At 58.9% G+C, this 11,513-nt stretch carries 11 protein-coding genes; 10 read left to right on the top strand and 1 reads right to left on the bottom strand.

Features of this window, described 5'->3' with window-relative positions:
• The first annotated feature begins 239 nt into the window (after positions 1-239).
• Positions 240-1,940, top strand: coding sequence for a hypothetical protein (locus tag BX592_RS31735; RefSeq protein WP_134197240.1), 1,701 nt, complete (start codon positions 240-242; stop codon positions 1,938-1,940).
• A 32-nt stretch (positions 1,941-1,972) separates the two neighbouring features.
• Here the strand turns inward: BX592_RS31735 and BX592_RS31740 are convergent, their stop codons facing one another.
• Positions 1,973-2,515: a nucleoside 2-deoxyribosyltransferase gene (locus tag BX592_RS31740; RefSeq protein ID WP_134197241.1), complete on the bottom strand. Its 543-nt coding sequence runs from the start codon at positions 2,513-2,515 to the stop codon at positions 1,973-1,975.
• 157 nt (positions 2,516-2,672) lie between these two features.
• Between BX592_RS31740 and recQ the strand changes: the two genes are divergently transcribed.
• The 9 genes from recQ to rplW all read left to right on the top strand — a co-directional run bounded on the left by recQ (position 2,673) and on the right by rplW (position 11,512).
• The gene (gene recQ, locus BX592_RS31745; protein ID WP_134197242.1) at positions 2,673-4,520 is read left to right on the top strand and encodes a DNA helicase RecQ; all 1,848 of its coding nucleotides are present in this window, start codon (positions 2,673-2,675) and stop codon (positions 4,518-4,520) included.
• A 227-nt stretch (positions 4,521-4,747) separates the two neighbouring features.
• A complete protein-coding gene (rpsL, locus tag BX592_RS31750) occupies positions 4,748-5,128 on the top strand; it encodes a 30S ribosomal protein S12 (RefSeq protein WP_006053290.1) in 381 nt (126 codons plus the stop codon).
• 195 nt (positions 5,129-5,323) lie between these two features.
• Positions 5,324-5,794 (top strand): 30S ribosomal protein S7, encoded by a 471-nt coding sequence (rpsG, locus tag BX592_RS31755; RefSeq protein ID WP_006053291.1) that lies wholly within the window; start codon positions 5,324-5,326, stop codon positions 5,792-5,794.
• A gap of 135 nt (positions 5,795-5,929) precedes the next feature.
• On the top strand, positions 5,930-8,032 hold the full coding sequence (gene fusA / locus BX592_RS31760) for an elongation factor G (RefSeq protein ID WP_134197243.1): 2,103 nt from the start codon (positions 5,930-5,932) through the stop codon (positions 8,030-8,032).
• 48 nt (positions 8,033-8,080) lie between these two features.
• Positions 8,081-9,271: an elongation factor Tu gene (tuf, locus tag BX592_RS31765; RefSeq protein WP_134197232.1), complete on the top strand. Its 1,191-nt coding sequence runs from the start codon at positions 8,081-8,083 to the stop codon at positions 9,269-9,271.
• A gap of 129 nt (positions 9,272-9,400) precedes the next feature.
• Complete coding sequence (gene rpsJ / locus BX592_RS31770) at positions 9,401-9,712, top strand: 30S ribosomal protein S10 (RefSeq protein WP_017777154.1); 312 nt, start codon at positions 9,401-9,403, stop codon at positions 9,710-9,712.
• 209 nt (positions 9,713-9,921) lie between these two features.
• Complete coding sequence (gene rplC, locus BX592_RS31775) at positions 9,922-10,581, top strand: 50S ribosomal protein L3 (protein WP_134197244.1); 660 nt, start codon at positions 9,922-9,924, stop codon at positions 10,579-10,581.
• A complete protein-coding gene (gene rplD, locus BX592_RS31780) occupies positions 10,581-11,201 on the top strand; it encodes a 50S ribosomal protein L4 (RefSeq protein WP_134197245.1) in 621 nt (206 codons plus the stop codon). Before rplC ends, rplD begins: the two co-directional genes overlap by 1 nt.
• Entirely contained in the window at positions 11,198-11,512 is a 315-nt protein-coding gene (gene rplW, locus BX592_RS31785) for a 50S ribosomal protein L23 (protein WP_075158350.1), read from the top strand. The genes rplD and rplW overlap by 4 nt, the downstream gene beginning before the upstream one ends.
• Position 11,513: the final 1 nt, after the last annotated feature.

The raw sequence follows: 11,513 nt of genomic DNA on the forward strand, positions 1-11,513 counted from the left end.
GGTCTGTTGGCAAAGCCGCCCAGTTTCGACTGGGCGGCTTTTTTTTATTATTTGAAATTTCTTTGAGCATGCTCAAAGAAATAGCGCGAACGCGTCGATCGCTATATCAGGTATTACGTGCCTGACCGGGTCAAGCTCAAACTGCACCGCAAGAATTCGGCCCCGCAGCGCGGAGGTTGAATTTATGCATGCATAGCCGCTCTTTTGTCACCGCATCGCTTGGATCTGGAGTGTTCAACATGTTCGAGTTTAAAGGCCCCGCTGTATCGCCACACCATATCCCCGAAGCTGCTCCTGGCAAGGCTGGATCGATGGACGATAATTTAAGCGCACCAACATCCGACAATCTAATGGCGCGCCGTAAAGTCGAAATGACCATCGATTTACGGAAGCAGGTTGGATCCGAAAATATGCAAACCTTCTCGGGTGTCAGACAGGGCGTCCGCTCGATCAAACAACCGTTGGTCGCCGAGCGTATAATAAGTCCCTACGCAAATTATCTAAAAGAGACGGGGCGACTGAACGATCGGGATGCTGTTGGTGTCGTAAGAGACATCGCAAGCAGACTCGGTAAACCTGCTCTGGCGCAGCACCAGGGTAATCCGCCGCAATATGTGTCACATGGATTTGATCATTCGGAGCGCACGGCGGGATACATTGACCGGATCATCAATGCATATCCTGAAATAGAGCAGAGTGCGGCCAGAAAATATAACATTCCCACGAGCCTTGCACGCCTTCTGTTCAAGATTACCGCACATTGGCATGACATCGGGTACCCAGATCTCGACGGTCGACCCAAATCCACTCACGGATTGTCCAGTGCGTCGAGGTTTGACGATGTGCGCGATCAATTGCAAGGCCTGATTCAACGCGAAAATGGCCGGACCGATCAGGTGCTTTCCGATATGAGGAAGGCAATTCAACTTCACTCTGCCGATGTCGATGCCGGAAGCTATCCAATTAATGTGAAAACAGATCGTGGCGCGTTGCTGGCATCTGATGTGGAATCTCTGAAAGAATTGTTGAATCATTATTCGACCTCGTCACGTCGCGCCCATCAGGTGTCCGCAATAGAAATTCGTGGGTCCGACGCCAAAGAGATGGAAAAGCAAGTCAACGATATGTTGCAGAAGCAGTCATCTGCGCAACCCATTAAGGTGACCGCGGACGACACCAAAGTTCGCTATGCGGGCCGACCGGCGGCACTGGAAAAGAATAATCAGGTGAAGATCGGGCTACGTTACACGGAGCAAGAGCTTACCCGGAACCCATTTGCCATTATCCGGTTTGCCGATAATCTTGATATGGCGGCGAACCGCTTGAGCCCATTCCAGCGGTCACCGGTTTTTCAAACGATGTATTGGAAGCTCGGTGACCACGGACCGATCGGGCGAGCGCTATCCGAGTTGAACAGACTGGACGATAAAAACACATCCGGTGTGCTGGATGTCTCGCGCAATCTGCGAAGCGCCGCGGCGGCAAACAAATCGATCGACCTCGATTCGTCGATTCTTTTGGGCGTGGTTAGCCAATTCAGTCCCGCTTTAATTCGCGGTGTGGACGCTTCGGCTGCCCGGAGATTATTGACAAGAGCCACGGTAGACAGCGTGCTGAGCAGCCCACTCGCCGGCGGACTTTCCGGCGCGGAGCGGACCACCTTACGCGAGGTGGGGTACCGCATGAACGGAGAGACCCTGCTTCATTTCGGTGGCTGCGAAGCCATCGAAAATGTCGACGTCAAACCGGGCAAAATAGTCGTATCTGTAAATGGGCCGCTATACCGGAAGCTGAACGAAGTAAAGAATCCCGCGGGAATTGGCGTTGGAGAATATCAAATCGAGCGTGCACGACAGGCACTGGCCAGTCTCTCGATTAACGGCAGGCGTCCCAGCATCGAAGTGGTCGCGCAGAACCAGGGCGGGCGTACACCGGTTTGACGGCCTGGCCGCTGCACCAGCGTGGTTCTCTTCTAGTCGCGTCGCGCTTGCAAGTACGCCGACGCACACAGTGCGTCCAGACAAGCCGCTGCGTCGCCGGTAACCAGTTGTACCGTACAGGCAAGCATCAGGTTGACCGGGAGGCCAAAGTCTTCTACGACAAAGCCGCGTGAGCAAAAGGACACACTGTCTTGCGCGCGTGCTGCCGCGCGCTCGATCAGAGGTTTGTCGTCCGACCGGTAACCCCAGACGGGTTTGCCAAGCGCAACGGCGAAGCCCACTTCAAACGCGGTGCCAACATCCGGCTCACCTGCGCCGCGAAAGTCGTTCAGATTGGCGAGCACCGCGTCCGCTTCGCGGATTAATGCGAGGTTTGCGTCACAGATCCATCGTGCCGCGTCGCGCGTCGCGAGCGCATCCGGCGGAGCACCGTCGCACGGGTATAGGCCGGTGAGACCGCGCTCGGCACACAGCGCTTTCAGATATGCGCCATGCGCTGCGGCATCTGGACGAAAAACGTCGAATCCGGCGAGATAGACTCGCCGGGTGGTCGTGGCGGCATCTGCGTCCTTCATGCTATTTCCGGTAACTGACAAGTTGATGCCGAGTGTAGCGCCGATCGATACGGTTTAAACCCTGGCCGTTCGGCTAACAGCGCATCTCGAATGTCGGTTCGGCGCGATGACGTTGGTAAAATTCGCTGTCCTCCTCCTGCCTGTCTTCCGATCGTTCATGTCCCGTCCGCTTGAAATCCTCAATGAAGTGTTCGGCTACCCTGCATTCAGAGGGCAGCAGGCCGAAATCGTCCAGCATGTGGCCGGGGGCGGAGATTGCCTGGTGCTGATGCCGACAGGTGGGGGCAAATCGCTTTGCTATCAGATTCCGTCGCTCGTGCGGCGCGAGCAAGGGCTCGGTACCGGCATTGTTGTGTCGCCGTTGATCGCGCTGATGCAGGATCAGGTCGCGGCGCTCACGGAAGTCGGCGTGCGCGCTGCCTATTTGAACTCGACCTTGTCCGGTGCGGAGGCGGTGGCCACAGAACGAGCGTTGCGCGACGGCAATATCGACCTTCTGTACGTGGCACCTGAGCGGTTGATGACGCCGCGCTTCCTCGATCTGCTCGAACGCGCGCGCATCGGCCTGTTCGCGATCGACGAAGCGCATTGCGTGTCTCAATGGGGGCACGATTTCCGGCCCGAATACATTCAACTATCGGTGCTGCACGAGCGGTTTCCGTCGGTGCCGCGTATCGCGCTCACCGCGACCGCTGACGCGATTACGCGCGACGAAATCATTCACCGTCTCGCGCTTGATGATGCGCGCGTGTTTGTGTCCAGTTTCGACCGGCCAAACATTCGTTATCGGATCGTCGAGAAAGACAATGCGCGCTCGCAGCTACTCGACTTTATCCGCGCTGAACACACGCGGCCGGATGGCACGACCGACGCCGGCGTTGTCTATTGCCTGTCGCGTCGCAAGGTCGAGGAAACGGCAGAGTGGCTACAGGGCCAGGGCGTTCGTGCACTCCCCTATCACGCTGGAATGGAATTCGAAGTCCGGCAGCAACATCAGGAAATTTTTCAGCGAGACGAAGGCATTGTCATGTGCGCGACGATCGCGTTCGGTATGGGCATCGACAAGCCGGACGTGCGTTTCGTCGCGCACCTCGACCTGCCGAAAAGCGTCGAGGGCTATTACCAGGAAACCGGCCGCGCCGGGCGCGACGGTCTGCCGGCGAACGCGTGGATGGCGTACGGCCTGGGCGACGTTGTCCAGCAACGCAAGATGATCGACGAATCGGATGCCGACGACGCACACAAGCGCGTGCAGACCGGCAAGCTCGATGCGTTGTTGGCGCTGTGCGAGACGGCTGCGTGCCGGCGTGTGCGGCTGCTTGGCTACTTCGGCGAAGCGAGCGAACCTTGCGGCAACTGCGACACATGCCTTGAGCCGCCCGCATCCTGGGACGCGACGCGTGAGTCGCGAATGGCGCTGTCCTGTGTGTTTCGCGCGCAACGCGCCAGCGGCTTTAACTTCGGCGCCGGTCACCTGATCGATATCTTGCGTGGGAATCGCAATGAAAAGATATTGCAGCGCGGCCACGATCAGTTAAGCACCTTTGGTATCGGTTCGGCTCTGACCGAACACGAATGGCGAGCGGTGTTCCGGCAACTCGTCGCGTTTGGCTTTCTGACGGTCGATCACGACGGCTTCGGCGCACTCGTACTGACCGAGGCCAGCAAACCCGTTCTCAAGGGCGAGCAGACGGTCACGATGCGCCGTTACGTCAAGCCGACGCGTTCCCGTCAGGCATCCGGGCGCACCAGCGAGCGTGCGGATCCGACCGCCGGCATGAGCGCGCGCGAGCGCGCCCGCTGGGAGCGACTACGCGCGTGGCGCTCCGAGACGGCGAAAAGCGATGGCGTGCCTGCCTACGTCATCTTTCACGACGCGACGTTGGCCGAGATCGCGCGCAGCGAACCGGATTCGCTCGAGGATTTGCGCCACATTCCCGGGATGGGCGTCCGCAAGCTGGATCGGTTTGGAGCGGAATTACTGGAAGTAGTCGCAGCTGATTGACCTGAGAAGCCCGTCGTCCGCTTGCCAAAGGCTGCAACTTGTTGACTCTCTTAGCATTTTCGGAATATCATGCTAGGTTCCGGTTCTCGGGGTGTCTTCGCGCGCACGTTTCAATCGAGTTCGCGCGTTTGTCACGGGTTTCACGTCGAATCGGAGTTCGATGCGCAGTCGTTTTCGCTTTGCCCGGAAACAGATGCGTCGATTTTGTTCAATTTCAGGAATAAACAATGCCAACCATCAATCAACTGGTTCGCAAAGGCCGCACGTCGGAAACGACGAAGAGCAAGAGCCCGGCCTTGCAGGACTGCCCCCAGCGTCGAGGCGTGTGCACCCGCGTGTACACCACGACGCCCAAGAAGCCGAACTCGGCGCTGCGTAAGGTCGCCAAGGTGCGCCTCACGAACGGCTTCGAAGTCATTTCGTACATCGGCGGTGAAGGCCACAACCTGCAGGAACACTCGGTTGTGCTGATCCGTGGTGGTCGTGTGAAGGACTTGCCGGGTGTGCGTTATCACATGGTTCGTGGCTCGCTGGATACCCAGGGCGTCAAGGATCGTAAGCAGGCTCGTTCGAAGTACGGTGCGAAGCGCGCCAAGGCCGGCAAGTAAGTCGCCGGTTAGTCGTAGTCGTTTCAGGTCGCCTGTAAAGGCGTTATTGGCGGTGGTGCCGGATTGCCGGTGCTGTCGAGTAAGTGGTCACCCGACCAGGCTGGTAAGTCTCAGAAGATGAATCGGGTTAGTTGGTGGCCGCGGAGCTGGGCGCGCATCAAGCGTCGCTCCAACTGAAAAGGTAAAGGAAGAAACATGCCGCGTCGTCGCGAAGTCCCCAAGCGGGAAGTGTTGCCGGATCCGAAATTCGGTAATGTTGATGTAGCAAAATTCATGAACGTGCTGATGCTGTCAGGCAAGAAGTCGGTTGCCGAGCGCATCGTGTACGGCGCTTTCGAACAGATCCAGACCAAGGGTGGCAAGGACCCGCTGGAAGTGTTCACGGTAGCGCTCAACAACGTTAAGCCGGTGGTCGAAGTGAAGAGCCGCCGCGTTGGTGGTGCGAACTATCAGGTTCCGGTCGAAGTGCGTCCGTCGCGTCGTATGGCATTGGCGATGCGCTGGTTGCGTGAGGCCGCGAAGAAGCGCAGTGAAAAGTCGATGGCGTTGCGTCTGGCGGGTGAACTGTCGGAAGCCGCTGAAGGCCGCGGTGGCGCAATGAAGAAGCGGGACGAAGTCCACCGGATGGCGGAAGCTAATAAGGCGTTCTCGCATTTCCGTTTCTAAGCATCCCGACCCCGGGTAGCAGTCAATAACGGAAAGAAATTCCGGGCGGGTGCGCTAAACAGGCGCCTCGCCCGTTTGTGTTAGGGCGCGCGGGTATTTCACTCCTCGTCGCGTCATTCCCATAGAGAGATCAAAGTGGCTCGCAAGACACCTATCGAGCGCTACCGCAACATCGGTATTAGCGCTCACATCGACGCCGGCAAAACGACGACGACCGAGCGCATTCTGTTTTACACCGGCGTGAACCACAAGATTGGCGAAGTGCACGACGGCGCTGCAACCATGGACTGGATGGAGCAGGAACAGGAGCGCGGCATCACCATTACGTCCGCTGCTACGACCGCGTTCTGGAAGGGCATGGGCGGCAACTATCCGGAACACCGGATCAACATCATCGACACGCCGGGACACGTCGACTTCACGATCGAAGTCGAGCGCTCGATGCGCGTGCTCGACGGTGCATGCATGGTCTACTGCGCGGTGGGCGGTGTGCAGCCGCAGTCCGAAACCGTGTGGCGCCAGGCAAACAAGTACAAGGTGCCGCGTCTCGCGTTCGTCAACAAGATGGACCGCACCGGCGCGAACTTCTTCAAGGTCTACGACCAGCTGAAGACTCGTCTTAAGGCAAACCCGGTTCCGGTGGTGGTGCCGATCGGCGCGGAAGAGAACTTCAAGGGCGTCGTCGATCTGCTGAAAATGAAAGCGATCATTTGGGACGAAGCGTCCCAAGGCACGAAGTTCGATTACATCGACATTCCGGCTGAACTCGTTGACACCTGCAACGAGTGGCGCGAAAAGATGATCGAGTCGGCCGCTGAAGCCAGCGAAGAGTTGATGGAAAAGTACCTCGGCGGCGAAGAGCTGAGCGAAGCCGAGATCGTCAAGGCGCTGCGCGATCGCACGATCGCTTGCGAAATCCAGCCGATGCTGTGCGGTACCGCGTTCAAGAACAAGGGCGTGCAACGCATGCTCGACGCGGTGATCGATTTCCTGCCGTCGCCGGTCGATATTCCGCCGGTCAAGGGTGAACTCGAAAGCGGCGAGGCTGCGGAGCGTCAGGCGTCCGATGAAGAAAAGTTCTCGTCGCTCGCATTCAAGATCATGACCGACCCGTTCGTCGGCCAGCTGATCTTCTTCCGTGTCTATTCGGGCGTCGTGAATTCGGGCGACACCGTGATGAATTCGACGAAGGGCAAGAAGGAGCGCCTCGGTCGTATTCTGCAGATGCACGCGAACCAGCGCGAAGAAATCAAGGAAGTGCGCGCGGGCGATATCGCCGCGGCGGTCGGCCTGAAGGAAGCAACCACCGGCGATACGCTGTGCGATCCGGCCAACCCGATCGTGCTCGAGCGCATGGTGTTCCCGGAGCCGGTGATTTCGCAGGCTGTCGAGCCGAAGACGAAGCCTGACCAGGAAAAGATGGGCATGGCGCTGAATCGTCTGGCGCAGGAAGATCCGTCGTTCCGCGTTCAAACGGACGAAGAGTCGGGCCAGACCATCATTTCGGGCATGGGCGAGCTGCACCTCGAAATTCTGGTTGACCGGATGAAGCGTGAATTCGGCGTGGAAGCGACCGTCGGCAAGCCGCAGGTTGCGTACCGCGAGACGATCCGCGCGACGGCCGCGGATGTCGAAGGCAAGTTCGTCAAGCAGTCGGGTGGTCGCGGTCAGTACGGCCACGCGGTCATCACGCTTGAGCCGAACGAGCAGGGCAAGGGCTACACGTTCCTCGACGAGATCAAGGGTGGTGTGATTCCTCGCGAATACATTCCGGCGGTCGACAAGGGCATCCAGGAAACGCTGAAGGCCGGTGTTCTGGCAGGCTTCCCGGTCGTCGACGTGAAGGTGCATCTGACGTTCGGTTCGTACCACGACGTTGACTCGAACGAAAACGCGTTCCGCATGGCCGGTTCGATGGCGTTCAAGGAAGCGATGCGCAAGGCGAGCCCGGTGATTCTCGAGCCGATGATGGCCGTCGAAGTGGAAACGCCGGAAGACTACATGGGTAACGTGATGGGCGACCTGTCGGGCCGTCGCGGTATCGTGCAGGGCATGGAAGACATGGTCGGTGGCGGCAAGATCGTCCGCGCAGAAGTGCCGCTGTCGGAAATGTTTGGCTACTCGACGTCGCTGCGCTCGCTCACGCAGGGCCGCGCAACGTATACGATGGAGTTCAAGCACTACGCCGAAGCACCGCGTAACGTCTCCGAAGCGATCATCAACGCGAAGGCGAAGTAATCATTCGGCAACGCAAGCGCCGATCAACTTTTTTGAAAGAAGAGAAACATGGCTAAAGGTAAATTCGAGCGGACCAAGCCGCACGTGAACGTGGGCACGATCGGTCACGTTGACCACGGCAAGACCACGCTGACGGCGGCGATCACGACGGTGCTGACCGCGAAGTTCGGCGGGGAAGCGAAGGCGTACGACCAGATCGACGCGGCGCCGGAAGAAAAGGCGCGCGGCATCACGATCAACACGGCGCACGTGGAGTACGAGACGGCGAACCGCCACTACGCACACGTTGACTGCCCGGGTCACGCGGACTACGTGAAGAACATGATCACGGGTGCGGCGCAGATGGACGGCGCAATCCTGGTGTGCTCGGCCGCTGACGGCCCGATGCCGCAAACGCGCGAGCACATCCTGCTGGCGCGTCAGGTGGGCGTGCCGTACATCATCGTGTTCCTGAACAAGTGCGACATGGTGGACGACGCGGAACTGCTCGAGCTGGTGGAAATGGAAGTGCGCGAGCTGCTGTCGAAGTACGACTTCCCGGGCGACGACACGCCGATCATCAAGGGTTCGGCGAAGCTGGCGCTGGAAGGCGACAAGGGCGAGCTGGGCGAAGTGGCGATCATGAACCTGGCCGACGCGCTGGACACGTACATCCCGACGCCGGAGCGCGCGGTGGATGGCGCGTTCCTGATGCCGGTGGAAGACGTGTTCTCGATCTCGGGTCGCGGTACGGTGGTGACGGGTCGTGTCGAGCGTGGCGTGATCAAGGTTGGCGAGGAAATCGAGATCGTCGGGATCAAGCCGACGGCGAAGACGACGTGCACGGGCGTGGAAATGTTCCGCAAGCTGCTCGACCAGGGTCAGGCGGGCGACAACGTGGGTATCCTGCTGCGCGGCACGAAGCGTGAAGACGTGGAGCGTGGCCAGGTGCTGGCCAAGCCGGGTTCGATCACGCCGCACACGCACTTCACGGCTGAAGTGTACGTGCTGAGCAAGGATGAGGGCGGTCGTCACACGCCGTTCTTCAACAACTACCGTCCGCAGTTCTACTTCCGTACGACGGACGTGACGGGCTCGATCGAGCTGCCGAAGGACAAGGAAATGGTGATGCCGGGCGACAACGTGTCGATCACGGTGAAGCTGATTGCGCCGATCGCGATGGAAGAAGGTCTGCGTTTCGCCATCCGTGAAGGTGGCCGTACCGTCGGCGCCGGTGTCGTCGCCAAGATCATCGAGTAAAATCGCTGGTTTGCTGTAAGCAGTAGATGGTGCCCGGGGTGAGGGTGCCCGCTCTCGCGGAAGTCCTCGCCCCTCGTTCTTTTACTCATTGGCGATGCAATATCGCCTCGCTCTTTTCAAGGAATTGCCATGCAGAACCAGAAAATCCGTATTCGCCTGAAAGCTTTCGACTACCGTCTGATCGACCAGTCGGCCGCTGAAATTGTCGACACCGCGAAGCGGACTGGCGCAATCGTTCGTGGTCCGGTGCCGCTGCCGACCCGCATCCAGCGTTTCGACATCCTGCGCTCGCCGCACGTCAACAAGACGTCGCGCGATCAGCTCGAAATTCGCACGCACTTGCGTCTGATGGACATCGTCGACCCGACGGACAAGACCGTCGACGCGCTGATGAAGCTCGACTTGCCGGCAGGCGTGGACGTCGAGATCAAGCTGCAATAAGCCTCTCAGGGCACCTGGCTGTACGGGTGCCGCTAAGTCTTTGATTGCTTGCGGAAAACGAAAAGCCTCGCTATAATGCAAGGCTTTTCGCGCATTCGCGCAAAAAAGTCGTGGTAGTTCGCGCACGGCAGTTCGCACTGTCAGGCGCCTGGAAACACGGCATTTTGTAAATTAGCCCCGACCAATCGCAGTCGGGAATGGAGAAAACGATGAGCCTTGGACTCGTAGGTCGCAAGGTTGGCATGACCCGTATCTTCACGGCAGAAGGGGATTCGATTCCCGTCACCGTGCTGGACGTGTCCGACAACCGCGTGACGCAGATCAAGACTGTTGAAACCGACGGCTACACGGCTGTTCAGGTTGCATTCGGCACGCGTCGTGCGTCGCGTGTGACGAAGCCGCTCGCAGGTCATCTCGCCAAAGCTGGCGTTCAAGCTGGTGAAATTCTCAAGGAATTCCGCATCGATGCAGCCAAGGCAGCCGAGCTGTCGAATGGCGCAATCGTTGGTCCGGATCTGTTCGAAGTAGGCCAGAAGGTGGACGTGCAAGGCACGTCGATCGGTAAGGGCTACGCCGGTACGATCAAGCGTCACAATTTCAAGTCGAACCGTGCATCGCACGGTAACTCGCGTTCGCACAACGTGCCGGGTTCGATCGGTATGGCGCAGGACCCGGGTCGTGTGTTCCCGGGTAAGCGCATGACCGGTCACATGGGTGACGAGACGGTCACGGTGCAGAACCTCGAAATCGCTCGTATCGACGCTGACCGCAAGCTGCTGCTCGTCAAGGGTGCCGTTCCGGGCGCGAAGGGCGGCAAGGTTTTTGTGACGCCGGCTGTGAAGGCGCCTGCTGCGAAAGGAGCGAAATAATGGAACTTAAGCTCCTGAATGCCGATGGTCAGGAAGGTGCGGCAGTCACCGCGTCGGACGTCGTGTTCGGCCGTGACTACAACGAAGCGCTGATCCACCAGATCGTGGTCGCTTATCAGGCCAACGCTCGCAGCGGTAACCGTGCGCAGAAAGACCGCGAACAGGTCAAGCACTCGACGAAGAAGCCGTGGCGTCAGAAGGGGACGGGCCGTGCACGTTCCGGTATGACGTCGAGCCCGTTGTGGCGTGGCGGTGGTCGCATTTTCCCGAACTCGCCGGAAGAAAACTTCTCGCACAAGGTCAACAAGAAGATGCATCGCGCAGGTCTCTGCTCGATCTTCTCGCAGCTGGCCCGTGAAGGCCGTATTTCGGTGGTCGATGAGCTGACGCTCGAAGCACCGAAGACCAAGCTGCTGGCCCAGAAATTCAAGGCAATGGGTCTCGAGTCCGTGTTGGTCATCACCGATACGGTTGACGAGAACCTGTACCTCGCGTCGCGCAACCTCGCCCACGTGGCGGTTGTCGAGCCGCGTTATGCCGACCCGCTGTCGCTGATCTACTTCAAGAAAGTGTTGATCACGAAGGCTGCGGTCGCCCAGATCGAGGAGTTGCTGTCATGAGCGAGATTCGCAAAAACGATCATCGTTTGATGCAGGTCCTGCTCGCGCCGGTGATCTCCGAAAAGGCGACGCTGGTGGCCGACAAGAACGAGCAAGTCGTGTTCGAGGTTGCACCGGACGCCACGAAGCAGGAAGTGAAGGCTGCTGTCGAGCTGCTGTTCAAGGTAGAAGTCGATTCCGTCAACGTGCTGGTTCAGAAGGGCAAGGCAAAGCGCTTTGGCCGCTTCATGGGCAAGCGCAAGGACGTGAAGAAAGCGTACGTCTGCCTGAAGCCCGGCCAGGAAATCAACTTTGAAGCGGAGGCCAAGTAAT

The organism is Paraburkholderia rhizosphaerae, from assembly GCF_004366595.1.
In the GTDB taxonomy this organism is placed as follows: Bacteria; Pseudomonadota; Gammaproteobacteria; order Burkholderiales; family Burkholderiaceae; genus Paraburkholderia; species Paraburkholderia rhizosphaerae.

What these genes read in the sequence shown, in the direction of transcription:
- BX592_RS31735 (WP_134197240.1), top strand. Translation starts at nt 240, where the DNA reads ATGTTCGAGTTTAAAGGCCCCGCTGTATCGCCACACCATATCCCCGAA.
- BX592_RS31740 (WP_134197241.1), bottom strand. Translation starts at nt 2,515, where the DNA reads ATGAAGGACGCAGATGCCGCCACGACCACCCGGCGAGTCTATCTCGCC.
- recQ (WP_134197242.1), top strand. Translation starts at nt 2,673, where the DNA reads ATGTCCCGTCCGCTTGAAATCCTCAATGAAGTGTTCGGCTACCCTGCA.
- rpsL (WP_006053290.1), top strand. Translation starts at nt 4,748, where the DNA reads ATGCCAACCATCAATCAACTGGTTCGCAAAGGCCGCACGTCGGAAACG.
- rpsG (WP_006053291.1), top strand. Translation starts at nt 5,324, where the DNA reads ATGCCGCGTCGTCGCGAAGTCCCCAAGCGGGAAGTGTTGCCGGATCCG.
- tuf (WP_134197232.1), top strand. Translation starts at nt 8,081, where the DNA reads ATGGCTAAAGGTAAATTCGAGCGGACCAAGCCGCACGTGAACGTGGGC.
- rpsJ (WP_017777154.1), top strand. Translation starts at nt 9,401, where the DNA reads ATGCAGAACCAGAAAATCCGTATTCGCCTGAAAGCTTTCGACTACCGT.
- rplC (WP_134197244.1), top strand. Translation starts at nt 9,922, where the DNA reads ATGAGCCTTGGACTCGTAGGTCGCAAGGTTGGCATGACCCGTATCTTC.
- rplD (WP_134197245.1), top strand. Translation starts at nt 10,581, where the DNA reads ATGGAACTTAAGCTCCTGAATGCCGATGGTCAGGAAGGTGCGGCAGTC.
- rplW (WP_075158350.1), top strand. Translation starts at nt 11,198, where the DNA reads ATGAGCGAGATTCGCAAAAACGATCATCGTTTGATGCAGGTCCTGCTC.